Here is a 25,867-nt window from a genome sequence, read left to right as displayed (position 1 = left end):
GCCATCGCGGGCAAGCCTTGCTCCCACAGGGCAAGCCGGGGTCCCGCCAAGATGGGAATAAACATTACCTGTGGGAGCAAGGCTTGCCCGCGATGGGGCCCGTCAAGCCGAAAGCATTCCCCGCAGCGCGACACAGTCCACCGCATGCCAGTCGGTTAACTCCGGCCACGGATTATCCGGCAGGTTCACCAGCACCGTCCGCGCGCCAGCGGCTCTCCCGCAATCCAGGTCAAAACGATAATCCCCGACCATCACCATCTCTCTGGTCGGCACCTGCCAGGCGTTTGCCAGCTTCAACAAGCCACCCGGATGAGGTTTGGGCGGCGCTTCGTCGCGCCCCAGCACATCCTCGACGGCGAAGCAGTCCGCCAGGCCGATAGCCTCCAGCGTGACGTGCGCCAGTTCGCGGGCATTACGCGTCAGAATACCCAGGCGATAGCCGCGCCCGGCCAGGTCTCGCACCAGCTCCACGGCGCCCGGTGCCGGTTGCGAACCCAGCGCCAGGTCGCGTTCGTGTTCCAGCAACCACGCGTGCTTGGCAGCGGCTTCGGCGGCAGGCAGCGCGGCGAGCTGGGTCAGGATGTCCTCCTCGGCGGGGATGGCCAAGGCCACGCGAATCGCCGCGAAGTCATGCACGGCCACCGTCAGTGTACCGTCCATGTCGAACACCCAGTGCTTGATCGCTGTCAGGCTCATGCCCAGTCCTTGCGGTGACGGATCAGGCCTTCCTGGGTCACCGACGCCACCAGTTGCCCGGCACGATTGAACACGCTGCCGCGGGTGAAACCACGGGAATTGCCCGCCCACGGGCTGTCCATTGCGTACAGCAGCCAGTCATCAGCACGCAGATCGGCGTGGAACCACAGTGCGTGGTCGAGGCTGGCAACCTGCATATCCTTTTGCCACACCGACTTGCCATGGGGCTGCATTGAGGTGGTCAGCAAGCCGAAATCCGAGGCGTAGGCCAGCAGGTATTTATGCAGCGCCGGGGTATCGGCCAAGGTACCGTCGGCGCGAAACCAGACGTACTTGATCGGGTCGGACGGTTGCGGGTTGTAGGGATCTTGCGTGGTAATCGGGCGGAACTCGATCGGCTTGGGGCACAGCAGCTTTTCGCGCATGTGTTCCGGGATCAGGTGGGCGCGCTGCTGTGCGAGTTCGAGCTCCGACGGCAGGTTTTCCGGGCCGACCACGACTGGCATTTGCGCCTGATGCTCAAAACCCTTTTCGTCGTACTGGAACGACGCGCTGCAGGTGAAAATCGGGTTGCCCTTCTGGATCGCCGTTACCCGCCGGGTGCTGAAGCTGCCGCCATCTCGGACCCGATCCACCTGGTAGACCACCGGCAACGCAGAGTCGCCCGGACGCAGGAAATACCCGTGCATCGAATGCACATGCCGCGCCTCTTCCACCGTCTGACTGGCTGCCGAAAGGGACTGACCGATCACCTGGCCACCGAACAGCTGACGGAAACCCAGATCCTGGCTGCGGCCGCGAAACAGGTTTTCTTCGATCGGTTCCAGGGTCAACAAGTCGACCAGATCATCCAACACTTGGCTCATTCAGACTCTCCTCACACAATACAATGTCGCGCAGTCTTGGCTGCGACGATCAATTCAGTTTCAGGCCAGCGCCATCATGGGAGCCATTGTAAACGTCCGCGCCGGCTTAGCCATGCAGGGTTTGCAACCATTGTTCACGGCTGATGCGATACAGCACATGGTGACGCAGGGGATGATCGGCGGCGAGCCGGGGATGATCAAAGTCATCGGCTGAATCATGGTGCATTCCGATGGCCTGCATGACTTTCTCCGACGGCAGATTGGCCTGTGCGGTAAACGCTACGATCTCATTCAGCGACAAGCGGTCAAAGCCGCAGCGCAGAGCGGTCCAGGCCGCTTCACTGGCGTAACCCAGGCCCCAATGCTCGCGGGACAGGCGCCAGCCGATCTCGACCGCCGGGGTAAAAGCCGCGTCGAATCCCACCACGCCCAGCCCGGTAAATCCGATAAACGCACCGCTGTCCTTGCGCTCCAGCGCCCACAGGCCGAATCCATGCTCGGCAAAGTGACCACGAATGCGCCCGATCAGCGAGGCGCTCTCCAGCCGGCTGAGCGGCGTCGGAAAATAGCGCATCACCTGCGGGTCGGCGCACATGGCCGCAAACTCAGGCAAATCGGCGTCGCTCCACTGTCGCAACAACAGTCGCGCGCTCTCGAGTTCCAGTATCGGCTCCATCGTGCTCCCCCCTTTCCATGTCGCAAGTCTAGATCGCTGGTAGGATCCTTGATTCTTTCCTGCGTTCCTTACAGATAAATCCGTCATGCCACTGCCGTTGATCTACCACGAAGACTACAGTCCCGAATTCCCGGCGGAACATCGCTTCCCCATGGACAAGTTTCGCCTGCTGCGCGATCACCTGGTGGACAGCGGCCTGACCCGGAACGCCGATCTGTTGCGCCCGCAACTGTGCCCGCCAGAAATTCTCGCCCTGGCCCATGACCCCGGGTACATCGCTCGCTACATGGGCGGTGAATTGTCCCGCGAGGACCAGCGCCGCCTCGGCCTGCCCTGGAGCGAAGCGCTGGCCCGGCGCACGGTGCGGGCGGTGGGCGGTTCGCTGCTGGCGGCCGAGCAGGCGCTGGAACATGGCCTGGCCTGTCACCTGGCGGGCGGCACGCACCATGCGCATTACGATTATCCGGCCGGATTCTGCATCTTTAATGACCTGGCGGTAATCAGCCGGTATTTGCTGGAGAGCGGCCGGGTGAATCGGGTGCTGATCTTCGATTGTGATGTGCACCAAGGCGACGGGACTGCACGCATCCTGCACAACACGCCTGACGCGGTGACTGTTTCCCTGCACTGCGAAAAGAATTTTCCCGCACGCAAGGCTGAAAGTGACTGGGACATTCCGTTGCCGATGGGCATGGGCGATGCGGCCTACCTGAAGGTGGTGGACGATGCGCTCAACTATTTGCTGCCGCTCTACCAGCCAGACCTGGTGCTGTACGACGCCGGCGTCGACGTGCACAAGGATGATGCGCTCGGCTACCTGAAGCTGACGGACGAAGGCGTCGCCGCCCGCGATGAAAGCGTGATGCGACACTGCCTGGGCCGGGATATTCCAGTAGTGGGGGTGATTGGCGGCGGCTACAGCAAGGACCGCAAGGCCCTGGCGCGACGCCATGGGATTCTGCATCACAGCGCGCAGCGGGTCTGGCAGTCATCAGGTTGTCACTGAGGTGTGAGCCTTTACCCACAATGCCTGTGGAACTGCCTGTGGATAACCTGAGTGAAAGGCTCTGCAGGCCATGCGGGCTATGGCCTGCAAAGCGCTGGTTGTTTTTTGATCAACGTTAAGACCGGCAGAAACCCCTGTAGGAGTGAGCCTGCTCGCGATAGCGGTAGAACAGCCAATATCCATGCTGGCAGTTAAACCGCTATCGCGAGCAGGCTCACTCCTACAGGGATCCGGGCTGGTAGAATGCCCAGCTTCAATCCGCCAGACCGCAGCGCACGCCATGACCCAGCCTTCCACCGCCCTCCCCCCTCAAGTCGCCATCATCGGTGGCGGCCCCGCAGGCCTGATGGCCGCCGAGGTGCTGAGCCAGGCAGGAATCAAGGTCGAGCTGTACGACGGCATGCCATCGGTGGGTCGCAAGTTTCTGCTCGCAGGAGTCGGTGGCATGAACATCACTCATTCCGAAGCCTACCCGGCATTTCTCTCGCGCTACGCCGAACGCGCACCGCAGATCGCCCCACTGCTGCGCTCATTTGGCGCCGACGCGCTGTGCCAATGGATACATGACCTGGGCATCGAAACCTTTGTCGGCAGTTCCGGCCGGGTGTTCCCTACCGACATGAAGGCCGCCCCACTGCTGCGAGCCTGGCTCAAGCGCTTGCGCGAGGCCGGCGTAGTTATCCACACCCGCCACCGCTGGCTCGGTTGGGATGCGGATGGCGGTTTGCGCATCGACAGTCCCGAAGGCGAAAAAACCATCGAGCCTGATGCGACCTTGCTGGCCCTGGGCGGTGGCAGCTGGTCGCGCCTGGGTTCGGACGGCGCCTGGATGCTGCCCCTGGAGCAGCGCGGAGTAGGCCTGGCGCCGCTGCAACCAAGCAATTGCGGCTTCGAGGTGCAGGCCTGGAGCGAATTGATGGTCAGCAAATTCGCCGGCGCCCCGCTGAAAAACATCGCGATCGGCCTGAATGACGACGTGCCGCGCCTTGGCGAATGCGTGATCACTGCGACCGGGATTGAAGGCAGTCTGATCTACGCCCTGTCGGCACCGATTCGCGAGGCTATCAACCGGCATGGCGCTGCAACTGTGCATATCGACCTGTTGCCGGGCCGGCCTGTGGATAAAGTTCAGGCGGCACTGGATAAACCTCGCGGCTCGCGCTCGATGTCCAAGCACCTGCACAGTCAGTTGGGGATTGATGGGGTGAAAGCGGCGTTGCTGCGCGAGCTGGTGGCGGCCGAACATTTCGCCGATAACGCACAGCTGGCCAAGGCGATCAAGGCGCTGCCGCTCAAGCTGGTGAAAACCCGGCCACTGGACGAAGCCATCAGCACCGCCGGGGGCGTGATGTTCGAAGCGGTGGATGAACGGCTGATGCTCAAGCAAATGCCTGGGGTGTTTTGCGCGGGGGAGATGCTGGACTGGGAAGCGCCGACTGGCGGGTATTTGCTGACGGCGTGTTTTGCCAGTGGACGGGCGGCGGGGTTGGGGATGGTGGAGTGGTTGCGGCGTAAGGATTGAGACCCAGGCGCGCCCATCGCGAGCAGGCTCACTCCTACATTCGACCGCGTATGCGATGACTGTAGGAGTGAGCCTGCTCGCGATGGCGGCTTAACTATCGCCGCCCCCTTAAGGCTTCTTCTTGCGCGGCCCAGTGTTAAAAACCGGCACCTTGCGCACAGGCTTGATCGAAGGCTCCGGCGCCGACGCCTCTGCGCTCTCTACCCACTTGCCCAGGTTGCGTTTGCCGCCACCGGAAGTCTTCGGCTTCTTCGGTTTTTTCGGCTTCTTCACCACCTGACCGCTGGCATCGGTATCCGGCACCCGGTGCTCAGGCTCGAAATCATGCTCCATCTGCCGAGGCAACGTCTGACGCGTCAACGTCTCGATGGCCGACAACAGATTCACCTCATCGGCGCACACCAGGGAAATAGCCTGCCCGGTCGCGCCCGCACGCCCGGTGCGACCAATGCGGTGGATGTAGTCTTCAGCCACGATGGGCAGGTCGAAGTTCACCACCAGTGGCAGGTCTTCAATATCCAGGCCACGGGCTGCGACGTCAGTGGCCACCAGGATCTGCACTTCGCTGGCCTTGAACCGGTCCAGCGCCCGCTGGCGGGTCGCCTGCGGTTTGTCGCCGTGGATGCCATCGGCGTTAACGCCCAGGCCCTGGAGTTTTTCCACCAATGCGTCCACGCCGTTACGGGTCTTGGCGAACACCAGCACCTGTTTCCACTTGCCCTTGCGCAGCAAATGAATGAACAGCTCCGGCTTGCGCTTCTTGTCGACCACCACAACCCATTGCTTGACGGTGCTGGCGGCGACGTTGCGTGGGCTGACTTCGATGCTCAGCGGATCGTTGAGCATTTGCCCGGCCAGCAAGCGGATGGCGTCGGAGAAGGTCGCGGAGAACAACAGCGTCTGACGCTGCTTGGGCAGCACGCGATAAATGTTGCCCAGTTCTTCGGAAAAGCCCAGGTCGAGCATGCGATCGGCTTCGTCAAGAATGAGGGTTTGCAGCTGATTGAACTTGAGCGCCTTCTGGCGATACAGGTCGAGCAAACGACCCGGGGTCGCCACCAGTACATCGACACCTTTGCGCAACTTCATCATTTGCGGGTTGATGCTGACGCCGCCATACACCGCGTAAGTGCTCAATGGCAGGTTCTCGGCATACTGGCGCACGGCTTCGTGAACCTGCTCGGCCAATTCGCGGGTCGGCACCAGGATCAGGGCGCGCACTGAGTTGGAGGCAACTTTCGGCCCTTCCATGGCCAGCAACTGCAGCAGCGGCAGCGCGAAACCGGCAGTCTTGCCAGTGCCGGTCTGGGCGGCGGCCATCAGGTCGCGACCGGCCAGCACCGCCGGAATGGCTTGCGCCTGAACCGGCGTCGGGGTCTGGTAGCCGAGCGTCTCGAGAGAGCGCAGCAAGGGTTCGATCAGGCCAAGGGTGGCGAAAGTCATGGGATTACCGTAGGAAAATTCAGCGCGGGTTTTTCAGAACAAGTGTGCAACAACATGCAATGCCGCGCAGTTTACCCTAATTCACACGAGATTCTGTCGGCACCACTGCAGCGGGTTTGACCGGGGCGCGCCGCCACTGCGGCAAACCAATCAACACCACGGCACTGATGATCACGGCCATGGCCAGCGCTTCTTCAATGCCAATGGTCTCGCCGACAAACACAATCCCCAGCAACACCGCGACCGCCGGGTTGACGTAGGCGTAGCTGGTGGCCGCGGCCGGGCGGACATTTTTCAGCAGGTACATGTAGGCGTTGAAGGCGATGATCGAACCGAAGAATGTCAGGTAGGCCAACGCCGCCCAGCCTTCGACGGGCGGCAGGCTTTCCAGGCGTTCGCCGCTGAGCGCGCTGACGATCAACAAGGCCACGCCGCCGACCAGCATCTCCACTGCGCTGGCCATCGCCCCCTGGGGCAGCGGCAGATGTTTGCTCCACACCGAACCAAACGCCCAGGCCGCCGCCGCGAAGATCAGCAAAGCCGCGCCCAGCGGACTCGATTGCAGGTTGGAGCCCAGATTCAACATGCCGATGCCGATCAGCCCGAGCGCGATCCCCGCCCATTCCAGACGAGTGTTACGCGCGCCCCAGAAATAACCGCACAGCAGGGTAAACAACGGCACCGTCGCCACCGCCAGTGCAGCCACGCCCGAGGCGACTCCCATGTGCTCGGCGACACTGACTGCGCCGTTGCCGCAGGTCAGCAGCAGAATCCCGATGATCCCAGCCGCTTTCCACTGCGCCCAGGTCGGCGCAGGGGCTCCGCGCCAGCGCAGGAAGGCGTACATCAGCGTCCCGGCAAGCACAAAGCGAATCCCCGCGAGCAGCAGGGGCGGCCAATATTCAACGCCGATGCGAATCACCAGGTAAGTCGAGCCCCAGATCACGTACAACGCGAAGAAGGCAGCGATCAACGGCAAGGGGAAGCGACGTAGGCCAGACATGGGGAAGCTCGCGGGCAGGACAGGAGAACAGCCATTCTAGAAAGGCGAGCAGGTAAACATAAGTTACAAAAGCGGATTTTAGCGGCGGTACACTTTGAAAAATTTGGTACGTTTCTAGAGCCCCGTAGGAGCTGTCGAGTGACACGAGGCTGCGATCTTTTGATTTTGAAATTCAAGATCAAAAGATCGCAGCCTCGTTTCTCTCGGCAGCTCCTACAGGGGAATCCGCTGTGTACTTAGAACCCGCGATGGCGCTTCAGGTGTTCGGTGATCTTCGCCGCCGGCACCTTCTGCAAACTCACCAGCAAATCATGGGACAGTTCCCGCAGCCCATGCTTCTGGCGCAGCTCCTGCGCCAGATGCGCCGTCAGGTTGGCCGCCATCTCGGCATCGGCCATGGCCCGGTGAGCCTTGCCGGTGTGGGGCAGTTGGGCGAAGGTGGTCAGCGTACCGAGCTTATGATTGGGCGCGGCGGGCATCAGGCGGCGGGCGAGCAGCAGCGAGCAGGCGAAGTTCTGCAGGCGGGTGCGCTTGATGCGACCCAGCTCGAAGTCCCAGAACTTCTGGTCGAACGCGGCGTTATGCGCCAGCAAGGGGGTGATGCCGACGAACTCGTTCACCTCGTTCATCACCTGCTCGGCCGACGGCGCGGTACGCAGCATGGCGTTGCTGATGCCAGTCAGCTGTTCAATGAACGCTGGCACTCGCACGCCGGCATTCATCAGGCTCTGGTAACGCTCGACGATGCGCCCCTGTTCAAGGATCACCACGGCAATTTCCGTGGCCCGGCAGCTGCTGCTCGGGGAGATTCCGGTGGTTTCAAAGTCGATGACTGCTATGCGTTCCAAACCTGTTTCAACTCCGTAAAAATCAATTCTTGAGCAGCAGCGCGCCTTCGATCGGCACGTAGCGGCTGGCGGCGCGGATCAGCGAGTTGGCAGTCAGCCCCGGTACGCCGTAAGCCACGGCCTGCACGCCATGCTTGCTGATGATGCGCTCCAGCAGCATGTCGAAATCGCCGTCGCCGGACGCCAGCACCACTTCATCGACATGATCGGCGGCGTCCATGATATCCAGGGTAATGCCCACGTCCCAGTCACCCTTGGCCGAGCCGTCGCTGCGCTGGATGTAGGGCTTGAGCTTCACCGTGAAACCAAGGTTGCGCAGGATCTGCTGGAACTGCTGTTGTTTGCTGTCGCCACGGTCGATGGCGTAGGCGTAGGCTTCGACGATCTCGCCCTGCTTGCTGATATCAGCCCACAGCGCGGCGTAGTTGAAGTGACAACCATAGGCCTGGCGCACGGTGTAATAGAGGTTCTGGACATCGGCGAACACTGCGATTTTTTTCACCGGGCATCCTCTTTCGCGCAGACGCGCGGGCTGGATCGGGCAGCAGGCCCGAAAAGTGGCCCAGTATGCCAGTCCAGAGGCGGGTTCCGCGAATAATCGGCCATGTGGCGAAGGAGTGGGCTGACCTGAGGCCTGCGCGCCGTCCAGAAGGAGCAAGCTCCCTCGCCACGGGGCGTTAGACGAAGGAGTCGTCGTCGCCGAAGAGCGACGAGCTGTCGTCACTGTAGTCCGCGTCGCTGAAGCCGCCCTGGTCGTTGTTGTCAGCCACACGCTGGTCGTCGCCCCAGCCATTGCCGCTGTCGTTCTGGTCGTTGACCTGGGCCGGTTCTTCCTTGATCACTTCAACCACTTCAGGTTGCTGGTTGTGCTGAAACAGGCTGCTGATGCCTTGTGCCAGCATCACGCCGCCCGCCACGCCCGCCGCCGTTTTCAGCGCGCCGCCGAGGAAGCTGTTGCCCGCCGGTTGCTGCGCGCCATAGTTCTGCTGGGGCGGTGCGGCACCGAAGTTCTGCTGCGACGGCTGCGCATTGAACGATGGCCGTGCCGGCTCGCGCCAGCCGCCACTATTTGCAGGCGGCGCGGATTGGCTCGGCGCTGGCTGCGGATCACGGGAACTGCCGCCAAAGATGCTCGACAGGAAACCACCACTGGCCGGCGCCGCTGGCTGCGCCTTGGCCGACTGTAGTTCAGCCTGCAGTTGCTGGACTTGCTGGGTGAGTTGCTTGTTCTGCTGGTCGAGGCTCTTCAGGGCAGCCTCCTGCACCAGAATCGCCTGGGTCATGTAGTAACCCGCTGCGGGCTGGCGAACCAGATGCTCCTTGATCCGCGCTTCGGCCTGGGCGTCACGCGGGGCTGATTCCGCTTCGGCCTGTTGCAGCCGGGAAAACAGTCCATCGATCAGGGTTTGTTCTTCGCTGTTCATGGCGACCTCGTAGATTGCCGGGAATTTCGTCGTCCTCATCCGCGATGGATGAGGTGCCTCCTGGTAATGGAGGCTGATACAGGATGTTTCAATGGCCTTTACCGAACGTTTACGTTTGCGCCCCAAAGGGCTTCATCGGTTAAAGTGGGCCATTGCTTCCAACCTGCGATACCGACTGATGAATTCCTTCGATGTGCTGCGTGACTCTCTGTACTTCTTCAAGCGCAATCTGGGCCAGATCGTGCAGCTGTGCTTGCCGCTGGTGATTTTCGAGGCGCTGTTGCAGCTGGTCGTCGACCACTCCACCGAGCCGGACAGTTTCCCAGGCATCAGCGTGATCGTCGGCCTGCTGATCTACCCGCTGTACACCGCCGCGCTGATCCTGTTTCTCGACGCCCGTAGTCGCGGCGAATCGCCCCGCACCCGCGACCTGCTGGCCATGTCCGCCACCCTGTGGCCACGCTTTGCCCTGCTCACTGCGCTCAACACTTTGTTGATCCTGCTCGGGCTGTCGCTGTACTTCCTGCCGGGCATCTGGCTGATGGTGACCCTGGCGTTCGGCGAGTACCTGCTGGTGTTGCGTGGCCTGGCGCCGCTGGCCGCGATGAAGGAAAGCCTGCGCCTGACCCGCGGCCATTTCCTGCGCATCCTGATCTGCATCCTGTGCGTGATGGGCCCGTTGTGGGTGCTCAAGGGCGCGACGCTGGCGGTCTATCCCGAGCCGCAAAACCCGGTGATCTCGCTGCTGATCGACAGCGCCCACAGCTTCCTGCAACTGTTCACCAGCGTGGTGCTGTTCCGGTTGTTCATGCTGATTGGCGATACCCCGGAAAAAATCGATGGGCCGCGCTGACCGTCACAGCCCTTGGGCTTAAGTCGTGCGCTCGGTTATGCTCGGCTGCAACTCTTGTAACGCGATAAAAGTCGAGCCATGACCCGTCTACTGCGCTACACCCTGCTGGGCCTGCTGCTGTTGATCGGGCTGGTTGCCCTGATCTACAACCTGACCTGGCGTCCCGATGCCAAGGAAGTGTTGCCGGTCAGCTGCAATGCCCAGGCCCCCACGCTGGTGCCCGGCCAGGCGCTGAAGGTGATGACCTGGAACGTCCAGTATCTGGCGGGTAAGCGGTACGTGTTCTGGAACGACCTGGCTCAGGGCGACGATGAAAATCCGACGCCCGAAGACATGGCCTTCAGCCTCGACGAAGTGGCACGAGTGATTCGCGACGAGCTTCCGGATGTCGTGCTGCTGCAAGAGCTCGACGACGGTGCAAAAGCCAGCGACTACCAGAACCAGCTCAAACTGCTTCAGGAACGGCTGGCGGATTTGTACCCTTGCAGCGCCCACGCGTTTGACTGGAAAGCTGAATTCGTCCCCGAACCGCACATCTTCGGCAGCGTTGGCCGCCAGCTTGCGACCCTGAGTCGATACAAGATCGACCACGCCGAACGCCTGCAACTACCCATCGCCCCAGGCAATTTCATCAGCCGCCAGTTCAAGCCGAAAAACGCCTTGCTGGTGAGCTATCTGCCGCTAAGTGACGGCGGGCAAATCGCCGCGCTTAACACGCATCTGGACCGAGCCACCCAGCCGGATGAAACCCTGCAAGACCAGGTGTCGGCCGTGGGCAAGGTGCTCGACCGCTACGAAAGCCGAGGCACGCCGTGGCTGGTGGGCGGAGATTTCAACCTGCTGCCGCTGGGACAATTCCAGCGCCTGCCCACCGAGCAACGCACTCCCTACTCCGCCGACAGCGCGCTGCATGTGCTGTGGGACAAATACCCGATGATCCCTACCAACAATGAAGCCAGTGGGGCCGACCGGGCACTGTGGCTGACCCACTATCCGAATGATCCGGGCCTGAACGGTCCGGATCGCACGGTCGATTACCTGTTCTACAGTCCGCGGATCAAACGGGTCGAGGCGATGGTGAGGCAGGACGATACGCTGCGAATCTCCGATCACCTGCCGGTGATTGCGCGGTTTCTGCTGCCGGCTGCGCCGTAACCTGTAGGAGTGAGCCTGCTCGTGATAGCGGTATGTCAGGCAAAAAATATATTGCCCAGCAGAAAGCCATCGCGAGCAGGCTCGCTCCTACAGGGTGATTATCAATGCGCTTCTTCCAGCTCATCATGCAACAGCCCGAATATCTCGCGCTTCATCTCGATAAACGACCGCTCCATGACCATGTCCAGGTGACGTGGCCGTTCGATCGGCACGTCCAGGATCTGCTTGATTCGCCCAGGCCGCGCGCCCATCACATACACCCGGTCACCCAACAAAATCGCTTCGTCGATATCGTGGGTCACGAACAGCACGGTCTTTTTGCTGTTGCCCCAGACCCGCAGCAACAGTTGCTGCATCTGCAGGCGAGTCTGGCTGTCCAGGGCGCCGAAGGGTTCGTCCATCAGCAGGATCTGCGGATCGTTGGCCAGTGCGCGGGCGATCGCCACCCGCTGCATCATGCCGCCGGACAGCTGCTTGGCGTAGTTGTCGGCGAAGCCGGTCAGCCCGACTTCATTGACGTAGTAGTCGACGATTTCCTTGCGTTGCGCCGCCGCCATGCCGCGCCGCTTGAGACCGAACTCGACGTTCTGGCGCACGGTCAGCCACGGGAACAGGGTGTAGCTCTGGAACACCATCCCGCGGTCCGCTCCTGGGCCCTGCACTTGCTGGCCGCCGACGTAGATCTCGCCTGCGGTGGGTTCATTGAGGCCAGCTGTGAGATACAGCAAGCTCGACTTGCCACACCCTGACGGTCCGACCAGCACGGCGAATTGCTGATCAGGAACGTCGAAAGACACCTTGTCCAAAGCCGTAAATACGCCGCCATCCGGCTTCTGGTAACGCAGGCTGACCTTGTCCACTTGCAGACGCGGCGCCGCTTGCACCGGGGCGGACTGGGACGTGGCAAAACGATGGTTGACTGCGGTTACTGAGCCCATGCGGCGATCCTCAGGCGTAGGAAACGGAACAGTTGATCGGTGATCAGGCCCAGCAGGCCGATGATCGCGATGGCCAGGAAAATCACGTCGACCTGGAAGCCGCGCATGGCTTTCAGGCTCAGGTAGCCCAGGCCACTGGAGGCCGCGACCAGTTCGGCCACCACCAGGTAAGTCCAGGCCCAGCCCATGGTCACGCGCAAGGTATCGAGCACCCCTGGCAACGACGCCGGGGCGATCACATGCAGGACCGCATCGCGACGGTTTGAACCCAGAGTGTACGACGCGTTGATCAGGTCCTTGGAGATGCCTTTGGAGACATCCGCGATCATCACCAGCTGCTGGAAAAACACGCCGAAGATGATCACTGACACCCGCTGCTCCAGGCCGATGCCGATCCACAAAATGAACAGCGGTACGAAGGAGGTCACCGGCAGGTAGCGGATGAAGTTGACCATCGGTTCGAGGAACGCCTGGACAATCCGAAAGCTGCCCATCAGCAACCCCAGCGGCACCGCCACCAGCGACGAGATCACAAAACCGACCACGACCACTTCGAGGCTGGCCCACACATGCAGGCCCAGTGAGCCATCGCGGCTGAGGCGCACCGCAGCCTCGACCACCGCTCCCGGTGTCGGCAAAAACATCCCCGGCACGACCCCGCCGTAGGACAACCCGGCCCACAAGCCAATCAACAACACCCAGGCCAGGCCGCTGGCGCTCCAGATTACCGAGACGGGCAAGCCGGTCTTGGGCGTGATGCAGCGGCTCAGCCATGAATTGCGCTTGAACATGCAAACCTCCTAGAGCGGGCTGACGAAGCGATTGTCGATCAGGTCGGCATTGCTGACGTTGTAGGGTTTGCCCTGCAGTTCGCTGGCGGTTTCGTTGGCCAATTTGATCAGCGTTTCGCTGTCCCCCGGCTTGCCCGGCGCGCCGAGCAGTTTTTCGCTCATGGCCTGGTCGTAGAAGCGCACGCCTTGTGCGGCGGCGGCCAGCTCCTTGGGATCGGCCAGATAACCGCCGACGCCCTTGGCCATGATCTTGTAGGCTTCTTCCGGGTGATCCTTGGTGTACTGCACCGCCTTGTACAGACCGGCCACCAGGGCCTTGACGTCTTCCGGCTGTTTTTCGATGACCGAGCAGTTGAGCGCGACCACATCGACGATCACCCCCGGCGTGCTGCTGCTGTCGATCAGCACCTTGCCCTGCTGCTTGTCGCGCACCATCGACAGATGCGGCTCCCAGGTCACGGCGGCGGGCACGCGGCCGGCGATGAAGGCGGTGGCCGCATCGTCAGCCGTCATGTTCTGCACGGTGATGTCGCTCATGCTCATGCCGTGCTTTTTCAGCAGGTAGGACAGCCAGAATTGCGAAGTCGAGCCTTCGTTCACCGCCACTGCCTTGCCCTTGAGCTCTTGCAGGCTCTTGACGTCCTTGCCCACCAGCACGCCATCGCCGCCATGGCTGTCATCCAGCGCCGCCACCGCCTTGAAGCAGAATTGCGGACGGTACTTGAGGACTTCGTCGATAGTCGAAGCCGAGCCGGACAACTCTCCGGATGCCTGCGCGGCCATGTACATCGACGCTTCTTCGACGACTGGCAGTTCCACCGTCAGGCCGTTTTCCTTGAAGTAACCCAGGTCCCGGGCGAGGTAGAGCGTGCCGTATCCCACCCAGGTGGTGTGACCGATGGATAAAGTGCCGGCCTGGGCGCTGGTGGCGACCGTCGCGGCGATGGCGGTGATTGCCAGGGGATGGGCGAGATGCGTAAGCAAGGACTTGATCATGGAGCACTCCCAAAAGCTGTTGATTTAGTTTTGTGATGGGCAGTACGTCGAAGCGGGTGCAGCGTTGAGCTCTGTCGGCTCTTTGAATGTCAGCGCGGAGCTGACTGACGAAGTTGATGTTGAGCCAAGGTGGGGATTAGGAAAATCAGGAAATATGTGGGTGGGAGCGAAGAAAAAACTGGGTAGAGCGCACTGTTGGGGGGCGATCTTTTTGCGGGTGCGCGAGGACGGTGCAATACATCAGAATCGCAAAAAGATCGCAGCCTTCGGCAGCTCCTACAGGGGCGGCATTTCAAGGTAGGAGCTGCCGAAGGCTGCGATTTTTTCCAGGCAAAAAACAATCGCGAGCAGGCTCACTCCTACAGGGAATGTGTATTGAACACAGCCCCCCTGTAGGAGTGAGCCTGCTCGCGATAAGGTCCGCAGGACCTTCCTGAGATATCAGAGCCGACCATATTCCTGAGCCGTACGATCGATGGCTTTCAGGGTTTTACCCACCAGCTCATCCACCTCCTCCCGACTGGCAATCAACGCCGGTGCCATGATCATCCGCCCCAAAGTCGAGCGAATGATCACCCCCTCCTCAAACCCGATCGTGCGGCAGCGCCAGGCAATGTCGTTCTCGTTGGCAAAGCGCTTGCGACTGGTCCTGTCCTCGGCCAGTTGCAACGCCGCCACCATGCCCACGCCCTGGATATCGCCCACCAGCGGATGCTGACCAAACACCTCGCGCAAGCACTGCTGCAAATACGGTCCGATGTCATCCCTGACCCGCGTCACCACGCCTTCATCGCGCAGCGCCTTGAGGTTGGCAATCGCCACCGCCGCCGCCACCGGATGTCCGGAATAGGTCAGGCCGTGGGCAAATACCCCGCCCTGCTCCACCAGTACCTGGGCCATTTTCTTCGACAGGATCAGGCCACCCATGGGGATGTAGCCGGAAGTCAGACCCTTGGCGATCGACAGCGTGTCCGGCTCGAAACCGAAGTACTCGTGAGCGAACCATTCGCCGGTGCGACCAAAGCCGCCGATCACTTCATCGGCGCACAGCAGCACGTCGTATTTACGGCAAATCCGCTGGATCTCCGGCCAGTAGCTTTCCGGCGGGAAGATCATTCCGCCGGCGCCCTGAAACGGCTCGGCGATAAACCCTGCGACCTTGTCCGCGCCAAGTTCGAGGATCTTCGCTTCCAGTTGCTGCGCCGCCCGCAGACCGAATTCCGCCGGGGTCAGGTTGCCTTCATGGGCAAAGAAATACGGCTCATCGATGTGCTCGATGTCCGGAAGCATACCGCCCATTTCATGCATGAATTTCATCCCACCCAGTGCCGTCGCGGCCAGGGTCGAACCGTGATAACCGTTCCAGCGGCCGATCATGATTTTCTTCTCGGGCTTGCCGAGCACCTGCCAATAACGGCGCACGGTGCGGATCAGCACCTCGTTGGCTTCGGAGCCGGAGTTGGTGTAGATCGCGTGGCTGTAGTGCCCCGGCAGCAAGCTGAACAGCAGCTCGGAGAGTTCGATCACCTGCGGGTGAGTGGTGTGGAAAAACATGTTGTAGTACGGCAATTGCTCAAGCTGCCGAGTGGCAGCCGCAGCCAAGTCCTTACGCCCGTAACCGAGGTTGGTGCACCACAAACCGGACATGCCATCGAGGTAACGCCGACCATCATTGTCCCACAGGTGCAGGCGTTCGCCGCGAACCATCACCCGCGGACCTTCGTCGTTGAGCGCCTTCTGATCGACGAATGCATGGATGTGGTGCGCAGCGTCGGCGGCCTGGTAGTCGCGGGTTTCACGTGGGGTGGTCATCGCCAGTTCTCCGTTTTGTTATGAGCGGCTGTTATCAGCGCAGCTGAAACCAGGTGGTCTTCAACTGGGTGTATTTGTCGAATGAGTGCAGCGACAGGTCGCGACCGAATCCGGACTGTTTGCCGCCGCCGAATGGCACGGTCACGTCCAGCGCATCGACGCAATTGACCGACACTGTGCCCGCTCGCAATTGTCGCGCCACTCGGTGGGCGCGGTTGAGGTCGTCGGTCCACAGCGAGGCGGCCAGGCCGTAGACGCTGGCGTTGGCCAGTTGCAAGGCGTGTGCCTCGTCGTCGAACGGGGTGACCGCCAGCACCGGGCCAAACACTTCGTCGCGAAACAACGCCATGTCCGGGCTGACGTGGGTAAAAATCGTCGGCTGGATGAAGTTGTCACTGCCGTTGAAGCTTAACCGCCGGCCACCACATATCCGGGTCGCGCCCTGGCCCTCGGCCTGTTCGATGAACTGCATGATGCGCGCGCTCTGGCGACTGTCAACGATGGCGCCGGCAGCGCTCGACGGGTCCAGCGGATCATCCGGTAGCCATCGCTCGGCGTGGGCCTGCAGACGCTCGACAAACTCGTCATGAATCGAGCGTTGCACCAGCAGCCGCGAGTTGGCCGAGCAGACTTCGCCCTGGTTGAAGAAGATTCCAAACGCCGCTTTTTCGGCCGCCAGGTCGAGGTCCTGGCAATCGGCGAACACCAGGTTGGCGCTCTTGCCGCCGCACTCCAGCCACACCTGTTTGAGGTTCGATTGCGCGGAATACTGCATGAAATATTTGCCGACTTCAGTGGAACCGGTGAACACCAGGCAGTCGACATCCGGGTGCAAACCCAGGGCTTTGCCTGTCTGTTCACCGAGGCCCGGCAGCACGTTCAGCACGCCTGCGGGAAGGCCGGCTTCCAGTGCGAGCTCGGCCAGGCGCAACGCGGAAAACGGCGATTGTTCGGCGGGTTTGAGGATTACCGAATTGCCAGTGGCCAGGGCTGGAGCGAGTTTCCACGCGGCCATGTCCAGCGGGAAATTCCACGGCACCACGGCGGCGACCACACCCAGCGCTTCGCGGGTGATGGTTGCCAGTACGTTCTGCGCGCTGGGGGCGATCTGGTCGTAGAGTTTGTCGAGGCTTTCGGCGTACCAGCGAAACACCCCCGCCGCACCCGGCACGTCGATGTTCCAGGCGTCCATCACCGGTTTGCCCATGTTCAGCGAATCCAGCAGCGCCAGTTCGTCGCGGTGAGTCATGATCAGGTCGGCCAAGCGCAGCAGCACCTGCTTGCGCTCGCCCGGTGAGCGGCTTGACCAAATGCCAGCCTCGAACACCTGCCGCGCGTTGCGCACCGCCGCATCTACATCCGCTGCGCCGCACGCGGCAACGTCGGCCAAATGCTGGCCGGTGGCGGGATTGATTGCGGCAAAGGTCTGGCCGGACTGCGCCGAACAGCGTTTGCCGTCGATCAGCGCCTGGTGGGGAAACGCCAGCGCGGCGGCTTTTTTTTGCCAATCTGCAAGCTCGAACACGTTCAGATGCTCCATGGGCTTTTCTTGTGCTTTGGATGGTGGCCCAGGCCCGTGTCGAGGAAAAATAGTAAAAATATCTTCGCAGACCATGAAAAAACTGGGCAGCCCATCTCCCGGCTCGCGCGCTATGTGGTTATTGTTCAGGCACAACAACACCGTCGTCGGAACGGAAGCAGTCGGCGCAAAAATTGCCTGGACGTCGAGATCATCCAATCCGAGGTTTGCCGTGGCTGCCTACAATCTGCGTCAACTGAAATACTTCATCACCACCGTCGAGTGCGGCAGCGTCGCCGAGGCTTCGCGCAAGCTGTACATCGCCCAGCCTGCCATTTCCACGGCGATCAAAGGCCTGGAAGACAGCTTCGGTGTACAGCTGCTGATTCGCCATCACGCCCAGGGCGTGTCGTTGACCCCCAGCGGTGCACGCTTCTACCGCAAGGCGCAGGAATTGCTGCGCATGGCCAAGGAGTTCGAACAGAACGCCCTGGCCGACAACGACATCGTGTCCGGGCAAATCGATATCGGCTGCTTTGAAACGGTTGCGCCGCTGTACTTGCCGCAGCTGATTGCCGGCTTCTCGGCGCTGTATCCCGGGGTGAAAATCCGCATCCGCGACGGCGAGCAACAAGAGCTGGTGCAGGGGCTGACCTCGGGCGCGTTCGACCTGGCGATCCTGTATGAACACGACCTCGACGCGACCATCCAGACTGAACCACTGATGCCGGCGCAGCGACCCTATGCGTTGCTGCCGGCAGATCATCGCTTTGCTCAACTCAAGCAAGTGTCACTGCGGGATCTGTGCCTGGAGCCGATGATTCTGCTGGACGTGCAGCCGAGCCGGACTTACTTCGTCAGCCTGTTTGAAGAGCTGGGCCTGACGCCGCATATAGCCTTCAGCTCGCCGTCGATCGAAATGGTCCGGGGCATGGTCGGGCAAGGGTTTGGCTTTTCGATTTTGGTCACCCGGCCACATTCGGAATGCACCTACGACGGCAAGAAAGTGGTGTGCGTGGACATTGTCGAGGATGTCACCGGGTCGGGCCTGGTCGCAGCGTGGCTCAAGCGCGGGCAGTTGACCAAGCCGGCGCAGTTGTTTGCTGATTATTGCCGGGAGCAGCTCACTGGTAATGCCGTTTCTTGAAGATCAAAAGATCGCAGCCTTCGGCAGCTCCTACAGGGTGAAGGCGCGCTACTGTAGGAGCTGGCGCAGCCTGCGATCTTTTGATCTTCAGCTTTTGCGAGGTTTTATCCGCGCCGTAGCCTCCGCCACCAACGGATCATCCGGCCAGTAATGCTTGGGATAGCGCCCCTTCAAATCCTTCTTCACCTCGGCATACGTACTGCGCCAGAAGTTCGCCAGGTCCTGGGTCACCTGCACCGGCCGGCGCGCCGGGGATAACAGATGCAATTTCACCACTTGCCGGCCACCGGCGATGCGCGGGGTGTCCGACAGGCCGAACAGTTCCTGCAGGCGCACCGCGAGGATCGGTGGGTGCTCGCTGTAATCCAGGCGGATCGACGAGCCCGACGGCACGCTCAGGTGATGCGGCGCCTGTTCGTCGAGCCTCTGCGGCAGTGGCCACGGCAGCAGGTTATGGACGATGCTCGACAGGTCGAGGTTGGCGAAGTGACTGAGCCGCGAGACCTTGCCCAGGTATGGCATCAGCCAGTGTTCGAGGCTTTTGAGTAACACGGCGTCGCTGACATCCGGCCATTCGCTCTCGCCCTTTCCTGCCAGATCCAGCTGGCGCAGCAGCGCGACCCGCGCCTGCCACTGACGCAACTCCGGGGTCCAAGGCAACAGCTCCAGGCCCTTGCGCCGCACCAGGTTGACCAGCGCCTGACTGCGCGCGCTTTCATCCAGGCCGGTCAGCGGCTCACGGCTGAGCACCAGCTCGCCAACCTTGCGCTGGCGCTCGGCGCGCAACACCCCTTCGCGCTCGTCCCAATCCAGCTGGTCGACCACCCGCACTTGCTCGGACAGCACCGAGTCGAACAGCGCCGGATCAAAATCCGCCGCCAGGTAAATCCGTTCCTCACGCTGGCCCTGGCGACTGCCCAGGTCGGCGATCACCAGCCACGCCTGCTTCATCAGGCTGTCGGCTTCGGCGAACAGCGCCGCACGGCCGTTGGCCAGGCGATACTCGGCGCCGCCGGCACGCCGTTGCTGCGCCACCCGGTCGGGATACGCCAACGCCAGCAAGGCACCCAGCCAGCGCGGATGCTCGGGGTCACTGACCGGCTGCGCCGCCTTGCCCCGCAGATAACCTCGATACTGGCGCGCCAGCTGCCGGGCGCGCTGAACGCCGCCCTGGGCCCCACGAGCGGCACGTTCTGCGCCGGACAACAGCACTAGCCGGCTGTGCAAATCAGCGCCGGCGCCGCGCAGGATATCGCGCTCGCCGAGCAATGCGGCGACGTCGCAGGCCATGTCGGCCAGGCCCAGCGTCTGGCCGCGCAACAATAAATGACCAATGCACGGATGCGCCGGCAGTTCGGCCATGGCCTGGCCGTGACGGGTCAGCGTCTCACCGTCCAGAGCGCCCAGGCGTTGCAGCAGATCCTGCGCCTGCGCATACGCCGCTGCCGGCGGAATATCCAGCCACACCAGTTGCCCTGGCGTCACGCCCCAGCGCCCGAGTTGCAGCGCGAGGCCGGCCAGGTCCGCCGAAAGAATTTCCGCACTGGCGTAGGCCGCCAGTTGTTCGTGCTGGTCCTGGGACCACAGGCGATAACACACCCCCGGCTCCAGACGCCCCGCCCGGCCCGCACGCTGGGTGGCGCTGGCGCGGGAGATCCGCTGAGTGTCGAGGCGGGTCATGCCGCTGCCGGGGTCGAAACGCGGCACCCGCGCCAGCCCGGCATCGATCACCACGCGCACGCCATCGATCGTCAGGCTGGTCTCGGCAATGTTGGTGGCCAGCACCACTTTGCGTTTGCCCGCAGGCGCCGGATCGATGGCCGCACGCTGGGCGGCGAGGTCCAGTTCACCGTGCAGCGGGCAGAGCAGCACCTGGGTGCTGTCGCCCAGCGCGTCGGCCAGCTGTTGATGCACTCGACGAATTTCTGCCTGCCCGGGCAGGAACACCAGGACGCTGCCGGTTTCATCGTTCAGGGCCTCAAGGATGGTCTGCACCAGCCGCGGCTCGATGAATTCACCGGGCTGGAACGGCCGACCCCAGCGCATCGCCACCGGATACATGCGGCCTTCGCTGCGCAGGATCGGTGCGTCATCGAGCAACCCGGCCAGGCGCTCGCCTTCCAGGGTGGCCGACATCAGCAGGATCTTCAGCGGCTGGTCTTCGCGGAACAATTCCCGGCCATTGAGGCTCAGGGCCAGGGCGAGGTCTGCATCCAGGCTGCGCTCGTGGAATTCGTCGAAGATCAATAGACCCACGCCTTCCAGCGCCGGGTCATCCTGCAGGCGTCGCGTGAGGATGCCCTCGGTCACCACTTCGATGCGGGTGTTGGGCCCAACCTTGCTGTCCAGGCGAATGCGATAACCCACGGTTTCCCCGACCTTCTCGCCCAGCTCACTGGCCAGGCGTTCTGCCGCAGCCCGCGCGGCCAGGCGGCGGGGTTCGAGCATCAGGATGGTCTGCCCCTCCAGCCACGGCTCATTGAGCAGGGCCAAGGGCACCCGAGTGGTCTTGCCCGCGCCGGGCGGTGCTTCGAGCACGGCTTCGTGACGTGCAGCCAGGGCTACACGCAGGGCGGGTAAAACTTCATCGATCGGTAAAGAAATCATGCTGGCTCCCAAACAGAGGCGCGAGTATAACGGCGAACTGCCTGGCGTTTATCACGGTCCTAATTCATAGCGACGACGCTTCGTTTTCCAGATGACTCAAGGAGATTCATATGCGTGCTCCCTTTCGCCTGATTGGTGGTGTTCTAGTGGCAACCCTGCTGACTCAAGTGACCGCCTGCGGCTCGATTTTCTACCCTGATCGCCGCGGCCAGATCGACGGCAAAATCGACCCGGCCATTGCCGTACTTGATGCCGTGGGCCTGCTGTTTTATATCGTTCCGGGCCTGATCGCCTTCGCGGTGGACTTCGCCACCGGCGCGATCTACTTCGAACCGGGCAAGACTGCTCAGGTGGCCCCGGAAAAACTCCAGGAAGCGGTCGGTGCAGACGGCAAGATCGACAACCACAAGCTGCAGACCATCCTCGAGACCGAACTGGGCCGCAGCTTCCCGCTGGACGATCCACGCCTGATCCAGCACAAGGGCAGCACCCAACAGCTGGCCATGTTCGGCCTGCAACCCGCTGCATAACCTGACTTGAAGGAACCGCCGCACTCATGATCTCAAGCGTTGAACACGCCCGCCTCCTGCGGTTGGCGACCCGTGCCTCGGTGGCCGTGGCCTGTACGCTGATCGTCGCCAAGGCCATCGCCTGGTGGTTGAGTGGCTCGGTGAGCATGCTCGCCGGCCTCACCGATTCGGCGCTCGACGGCGTCACGTCGATGCTCAACCTGCTGGCGGTGCATTACGCCCTGCGCCCGGCGGATGACGATCACCGTTATGGCCATGGCAAAGCCGAGTCGCTGGCCGGCATGGCCCAGGCGCTGTTTATCGGCGCGAGTGCGGTGCTGATTGCCTGGCAGGCATTCGATCGGTTGCAGCATCCGCAGCCGATCGGGGCGCCCTGGTTGAGTATCGGGGTGATTCTGTTTTCGCTGGCGCTGACACTGGCGCTGCTGATGCTTCAGCATCGGGTGGTCAAGGCCACGGGTTCTACCGCAGTGCGCGCCGACTCGCTGCACTATCGCTCGGACATGCTGTTGAACGGCAGCATCCTGATCGCGTTGGTGCTGGCAGGATTTGGCTGGCATCAGCTGGATGCGTGGTTCGGCCTGGGCATCGCCATCTACATTCTGTGGAGCGCCATCCAGATCGCCCGGGAGAGTTTCACCGTATTGATGGATGAAGAACTGCCCTTGGATGTCAGCCAGCACATGCTCGAACTGGCCTGCAGCGTACCTGGGGTGCTAGGCGCACATGACTTGCGCACGCGAGTCTCGGGCAACCAGTGGTTCGTGCAGTTACACCTGGAATTGCCCGGTGACCTGAGCCTTTCGGTCGCCCACGGCATCAGCGATCAGGCCGCCGATGCGATCCACGCAGCCTACCCGCGGGCCGAGGTGCTGGTCCACGCCGACCCGCAGGAAGTGGTGCAAGCAGCCCGGCCTCAGAACTTGACCTGATAACCGCGGCTGCCGAGGCAGTTGCCCTGGGCCTGACGGTAGATTTGTACTACCGAGGGGTCCGGCTGGTAGGTATCGGCGCGCGGATCAAAACCGCTCTGCTCCACGGCATATCGGTAGCAATCGTAGCCATCCTGATTGACCTGCTGCGGCGTCTGCCCGTTGGCCGGATAGGCTTCCACGTCGTAGCCATTACTGGCTGATTGCGGCAGCGGTTGTCCCGGTGGCTCGACGACCACGTAATCCTGGGTGCTCTCCTGATAGGCGTAGTACGAACCTGCCGCCAGGAACAACAGCGAACCGCCGATCCACACTTCGCGCGCGTAGTCCGGCAAGTAGCCGACCCGAATCCCGCGCGGCGGTTGCACCACCACATAACGCGGGCCCTGCGGACGATACCAATAGCCGCCAGAGTAGAAATAGTCGCGGCCACCGTAAGGCACACGATAGTCGCGGTCAGGGAAGCGGTCGATCACATGTCCGGGACGATATTGCGGCCCTGGGCCCCAGCCGTTGCCGTGCCCTGGCGGACGGCCGGGCCAGCGATTGTCATCCTGATGGTCATCGGCGCGCGAACCGGGGCCCCCGACTTGCCACTGCTGGTTGCCATTGTTGCGCCGCGGCACGTCCTGGTAGTAACCGCGCTGCGGTTGCTGGGTCTGGCGCACGCTGTCGGGCCGGCCCTGGATCGGCAGGTCGTTGGCCGGTAGCTGAGGTGGCGGCGGTGGTGGCCGCACCGGGCTGTTGTAATCGGGTGGCGGGCGGCTCTGGCCATTGCGATCCTGGTCGTTGCGATCCTGGTCGTTGCGGTTCTGCCCGTTTCGATCCTGTCCGCTGCGCTCGAACTGCCGGCTGTTATCGCCGCGAATGATGTCGTTGTTCTGCCCGCGGGGCTGGTTGTTCTGCTGAGGATTGTTCTGCGGGCGCTGCTGATTGTTATTGCCGCCGTGGCCCTGGTCGTTGCCCTGGCGCCCATCACCCTGCTGCCCGCTGTTGGGCCCACCATTCTGCGGCTCATCAGCCAGCGCCTGCGTGGTGACACTGATGCACAGCAAACCAACACCGGCCAAACGCCAGATGCGCGACTTCATGCTTTTCCTCACAGGGGATCAGGGCTTGTACGTAAGACTGGGAAAGCACAGGCCGGTTCTGCAACAGGTTATCAGTCGCGCGGTATTTTTCGCAGGCAATAAAAAAGGGAGACCCGTCGGCCTCCCTTTGAGAACTTCGTCCGTGCTCGACGCTTATGACGTCGGCTCACCTCACGCCGTCTTCTGGACAGTGTGCAGCTCGGAGGCCGGCACATCCCCCGGTGGAGGGTGGCGGCCGCGACTGGCCTGATTGGGCGAGCCGCAGTGGACTGTTTGTCCGAGCAGTGATTCTGGTAATAAGAATAGGCTTGAGGTGGCAGCAGAGGATTGCGAAGATTGCTCAATTAAACATCACTTGCGCAATTTTTAACCCTGGATAGATAATCTGCCGCAATAGTTACGATAAAGGCCTGAATGATGAGCAAACTCGACCGATACGACTTGAGCATTTTGGCGGAATTGCAGCGTGATGCGCGCATCTCCAACCAGGAGCTGGCCGAACGCATTGGCCTGTCGCCTTCCCCCTGCTCTCGTCGGGTCAAGCAACTGGAGGACGACGGCTACATTACTCGCCAGGTGGCCCTGCTGGATCGCAAGATGCTCGGCCTGAGCCTGACGGCGTACGTATTGATCGGCATGGACCGCCACACGCCGGAGCGCTTCGAGAACTTCGAAGCGGCCATTCGTACCTTGCCGCAGGTGCTGGAATGCAGCCTGGTGACGGGGATGGACGCCGATTATCAGCTCAAGGTGGTGGTACCGGATATGGATCACTACCAGAAATTGCTGCTGGGGCACCTGACCCGAATTGACGGGGTGACGAGTGTGCGCTCGAGTTTTGTGTTGAATCAGGTGTTGAACAGTACTGAGTTGCCGCTTACACATCTGCGTAGCTGAGACCGAGCTGTGTAGGAGCTGTCGAGTGAAACGAGGCTGCGATCTTTTGATCTTGATTACATCCCCAGACAATCAAGATCAAAAGATCGCAGCCTCGTTTCACTCGTCAGCTCCTACAGTAGTGGGTCGAGACAGGAATGACTACAGCCCCCGACATAGGTCAATACCCCGCCATTCCCCATGACGTATAATCGCCCCCCCCGCACTTTCAGCCCCGCCCACGCCGGAGATGTTCGATGGATCCTGCAGTATTCGAAGAGTGGATGATGACCGGACTGGTCAGCATCCTGATCATATTCATGGGTTTCATCGTCTGGGATCTGGCGAAGAAGTCCAAGGCCGGGCGCTTTGGCTCGATGATTCTGTTCTTCGTACTGGGCCTGGGCGTCGCCGCGTTCATCATCAAGAGCGTGGTGATCGGCCTGATCGAATCCGGCGCCTTATAAACGCGCCGGCACTTCCTTCCACTGGCCTTGATCGAGCCCTTCGATCGTCCAGTCGCCGATTCTGACCCGCACCAGGCGCAAGGTCGGTAACCCGACCGCAGCGGTCATGCGCCGCACCTGGCGGTTGCGCCCTTCGCGAATCACCAGTTCCAGCCAGCTGGTCGGCACGCTTTTGCGAAAGCGCACCGGCGGGTTGCGTGGCCAAAGCTCTGGTTCTTCCAGCTGCCGCGCCTCGGCGGGCAAGGTCATGCCATCATTGAGCTCGACGCCATCGCGCAGGCGTTGCAGCTGCTCGGCACTCGGCTCACCTTCCACCTGCACCCAATAAGTCTTGGCCAGCTTGTGTCTGGGGTCGGCGATCCGTGCCTGCAGCTGCCCGTCATTGGTCAGCAACAGCAGGCCCTCGCTGTCGCGGTCCAGCCGTCCGGCCGGGTAGATCCCAGGAATCTCGATGTAATCCTTGAGTGTCGCCCGCCCTTCGCCGTCGCTGAATTGAGTCAGCACATCAAACGGTTTGTTGAACAGGATCAACTTGGGTTCAGCCGGAGGCGCCTTGGCCACCCGGCGCGGAGCCGCAGCGGATGGCGCGGGTTTTGTACCCGGATGGCGAGAAGCAGGACGTGGAGGACGAGACATGGCGAAGAGAACATCTAACGGTCAGGGCTGCTA

At 61.9% G+C, this 25,867-nt stretch carries 25 protein-coding genes; 9 read left to right on the top strand and 16 right to left on the bottom strand.

All coding sequences use genetic code 11. The features are described 5' to 3' along the window. Positions 1-102: 102 nt before the first annotated feature. The 3 genes from ACYZTK_RS18970 to ACYZTK_RS18960 form a co-directional block, all read right to left on the bottom strand. The gene (locus tag ACYZTK_RS18970; protein ID WP_462011247.1) at positions 103-696 is read right to left on the bottom strand and encodes an HAD family hydrolase; all 594 of its coding nucleotides are present in this window, start codon (positions 694-696) and stop codon (positions 103-105) included. After that, positions 693-1,562: an acyl-CoA thioesterase II gene (gene tesB, locus ACYZTK_RS18965; protein ID WP_462011246.1), complete on the bottom strand. Its 870-nt coding sequence runs from the start codon at positions 1,560-1,562 to the stop codon at positions 693-695. Before tesB ends, ACYZTK_RS18970 begins: the two co-directional genes overlap by 4 nt. 106 nt (positions 1,563-1,668) lie before the next feature. Beyond that, positions 1,669-2,238: a GNAT family N-acetyltransferase gene (locus ACYZTK_RS18960; RefSeq protein ID WP_462011245.1), complete on the bottom strand. Its 570-nt coding sequence runs from the start codon at positions 2,236-2,238 to the stop codon at positions 1,669-1,671. Positions 2,239-2,323: 85 nt separating this feature from the next. Here ACYZTK_RS18960 and ACYZTK_RS18955 point away from each other — a divergent pair, with 85 nt between their 5' ends. Both ACYZTK_RS18955 and ACYZTK_RS18950 read left to right on the top strand, forming a co-directional pair. Then, a complete protein-coding gene (locus ACYZTK_RS18955; protein ID WP_462011244.1) occupies positions 2,324-3,244 on the top strand; it encodes a histone deacetylase family protein in 921 nt (306 codons plus the stop codon). Positions 3,245-3,524: 280 nt separating this feature from the next. Further along, entirely contained in the window at positions 3,525-4,766 is a 1,242-nt protein-coding gene (locus ACYZTK_RS18950) for a TIGR03862 family flavoprotein (RefSeq protein WP_462011243.1), read from the top strand. A gap of 108 nt (positions 4,767-4,874) precedes the next feature. Here ACYZTK_RS18950 and ACYZTK_RS18945 read toward each other — a convergent pair whose 3' ends face one another. From ACYZTK_RS18945 to ACYZTK_RS18925, 5 genes are all read right to left on the bottom strand, one after another. Further along, entirely contained in the window at positions 4,875-6,209 is a 1,335-nt protein-coding gene (locus tag ACYZTK_RS18945; RefSeq protein ID WP_462011242.1) for a DEAD/DEAH box helicase, read from the bottom strand. 76 nt (positions 6,210-6,285) lie between these two features. Further along, entirely contained in the window at positions 6,286-7,212 is a 927-nt protein-coding gene (gene yedA / locus ACYZTK_RS18940) for a drug/metabolite exporter YedA (protein ID WP_462011241.1), read from the bottom strand. 236 nt (positions 7,213-7,448) lie between these two features. Further along, the gene (locus tag ACYZTK_RS18935; RefSeq protein ID WP_462011240.1) at positions 7,449-8,060 is read right to left on the bottom strand and encodes a 3'-5' exonuclease; all 612 of its coding nucleotides are present in this window, start codon (positions 8,058-8,060) and stop codon (positions 7,449-7,451) included. A gap of 22 nt (positions 8,061-8,082) precedes the next feature. Continuing rightward, positions 8,083-8,562 carry a LabA-like NYN domain-containing protein gene (locus ACYZTK_RS18930; RefSeq protein WP_007946629.1) on the bottom strand — a complete coding sequence of 160 codons (480 nt, stop codon included), beginning with the start codon at positions 8,560-8,562 and terminating at the stop codon, positions 8,083-8,085. Positions 8,563-8,737: 175 nt separating this feature from the next. Next, entirely contained in the window at positions 8,738-9,484 is a 747-nt protein-coding gene (locus tag ACYZTK_RS18925) for a DUF2076 domain-containing protein (RefSeq protein WP_462011239.1), read from the bottom strand. Between the two features lie 178 nt (positions 9,485-9,662). Here ACYZTK_RS18925 and ACYZTK_RS18920 point away from each other — a divergent pair, with 178 nt between their 5' ends. Next, on the top strand, positions 9,663-10,337 hold the full coding sequence (locus ACYZTK_RS18920) for a YciC family protein (protein ID WP_462011238.1): 675 nt from the start codon (positions 9,663-9,665) through the stop codon (positions 10,335-10,337). Between the two features lie 78 nt (positions 10,338-10,415). Continuing rightward, positions 10,416-11,492: an endonuclease/exonuclease/phosphatase family protein gene (locus tag ACYZTK_RS18915; RefSeq protein WP_462011237.1), complete on the top strand. Its 1,077-nt coding sequence runs from the start codon at positions 10,416-10,418 to the stop codon at positions 11,490-11,492. 101 nt (positions 11,493-11,593) lie between these two features. Here ACYZTK_RS18915 and ACYZTK_RS18910 read toward each other — a convergent pair whose 3' ends face one another. The 5 genes from ACYZTK_RS18910 to ACYZTK_RS18890 all read right to left on the bottom strand — a co-directional run bounded on the left by ACYZTK_RS18910 (position 11,594) and on the right by ACYZTK_RS18890 (position 17,554). Beyond that, positions 11,594-12,430, bottom strand: coding sequence for an ABC transporter ATP-binding protein (locus tag ACYZTK_RS18910; RefSeq protein ID WP_462011236.1), 837 nt, complete (start codon positions 12,428-12,430; stop codon positions 11,594-11,596). Further along, positions 12,418-13,221, bottom strand: a complete 804-nt coding sequence (locus tag ACYZTK_RS18905) for an ABC transporter permease (protein WP_462011235.1) — start codon at positions 13,219-13,221, stop codon at positions 12,418-12,420. Before ACYZTK_RS18905 ends, ACYZTK_RS18910 begins: the two co-directional genes overlap by 13 nt. 9 nt (positions 13,222-13,230) lie before the next feature. Then, on the bottom strand, positions 13,231-14,217 hold the full coding sequence (locus ACYZTK_RS18900) for an ABC transporter substrate-binding protein (protein WP_462011234.1): 987 nt from the start codon (positions 14,215-14,217) through the stop codon (positions 13,231-13,233). A 441-nt stretch (positions 14,218-14,658) separates the two neighbouring features. Continuing rightward, entirely contained in the window at positions 14,659-16,029 is a 1,371-nt protein-coding gene (locus ACYZTK_RS18895; RefSeq protein WP_462011233.1) for an aspartate aminotransferase family protein, read from the bottom strand. Between the two features lie 34 nt (positions 16,030-16,063). Beyond that, entirely contained in the window at positions 16,064-17,554 is a 1,491-nt protein-coding gene (locus tag ACYZTK_RS18890) for an aldehyde dehydrogenase (RefSeq protein WP_462014932.1), read from the bottom strand. Between the two features lie 226 nt (positions 17,555-17,780). On the opposite strand from ACYZTK_RS18890, the gene ACYZTK_RS18885 reads away from it, so the two are divergent. Then, positions 17,781-18,695 (top strand): LysR substrate-binding domain-containing protein, encoded by a 915-nt coding sequence (locus ACYZTK_RS18885; RefSeq protein WP_462011232.1) that lies wholly within the window; start codon positions 17,781-17,783, stop codon positions 18,693-18,695. An 87-nt stretch (positions 18,696-18,782) separates the two neighbouring features. Here ACYZTK_RS18885 and hrpB read toward each other — a convergent pair whose 3' ends face one another. Further along, positions 18,783-21,302 (bottom strand): ATP-dependent helicase HrpB, encoded by a 2,520-nt coding sequence (gene hrpB / locus ACYZTK_RS18880; protein ID WP_462011231.1) that lies wholly within the window; start codon positions 21,300-21,302, stop codon positions 18,783-18,785. A gap of 110 nt (positions 21,303-21,412) precedes the next feature. Between hrpB and ACYZTK_RS18875 the strand changes: the two genes are divergently transcribed. Then, positions 21,413-21,832, top strand: coding sequence for a polyribonucleotide nucleotidyltransferase (locus ACYZTK_RS18875; protein ID WP_462011230.1), 420 nt, complete (start codon positions 21,413-21,415; stop codon positions 21,830-21,832). Positions 21,833-21,858: 26 nt separating this feature from the next. Continuing rightward, positions 21,859-22,764, top strand: a complete 906-nt coding sequence (locus ACYZTK_RS18870) for a cation diffusion facilitator family transporter (RefSeq protein ID WP_462011229.1) — start codon at positions 21,859-21,861, stop codon at positions 22,762-22,764. Here ACYZTK_RS18870 and ACYZTK_RS18865 read toward each other — a convergent pair. Beyond that, on the bottom strand, positions 22,749-23,855 hold the full coding sequence (locus ACYZTK_RS18865; protein ID WP_462011228.1) for a DUF6515 family protein: 1,107 nt from the start codon (positions 23,853-23,855) through the stop codon (positions 22,749-22,751). The two genes, ACYZTK_RS18870 and ACYZTK_RS18865, sit on opposite strands and share 16 nt — an antisense overlap. A gap of 417 nt (positions 23,856-24,272) precedes the next feature. Here ACYZTK_RS18865 and ACYZTK_RS18860 point away from each other — a divergent pair, with 417 nt between their 5' ends. Beyond that, a complete protein-coding gene (locus ACYZTK_RS18860) occupies positions 24,273-24,752 on the top strand; it encodes an Lrp/AsnC family transcriptional regulator (protein ID WP_045062103.1) in 480 nt (159 codons plus the stop codon). A 236-nt stretch (positions 24,753-24,988) separates the two neighbouring features. Next, positions 24,989-25,198, top strand: coding sequence for a DUF2788 domain-containing protein (locus tag ACYZTK_RS18855; protein ID WP_026077819.1), 210 nt, complete (start codon positions 24,989-24,991; stop codon positions 25,196-25,198). Here the strand turns inward: ACYZTK_RS18855 and ACYZTK_RS18850 are convergent. Next, positions 25,193-25,759 carry a pseudouridine synthase gene (locus ACYZTK_RS18850; RefSeq protein ID WP_462014931.1) on the bottom strand — a complete coding sequence of 189 codons (567 nt, stop codon included), beginning with the start codon at positions 25,757-25,759 and terminating at the stop codon, positions 25,193-25,195. The two genes, ACYZTK_RS18855 and ACYZTK_RS18850, sit on opposite strands and share 6 nt — an antisense overlap. Positions 25,760-25,867: the final 108 nt, after the last annotated feature.

The sequence above is a fragment of the Pseudomonas sp. LB3P31 genome (assembly GCF_054897945.1).
The sequence above is the reverse complement of the archived record's forward strand: the minus strand, read 5'-3'. Positions and strand labels throughout refer to the sequence as shown.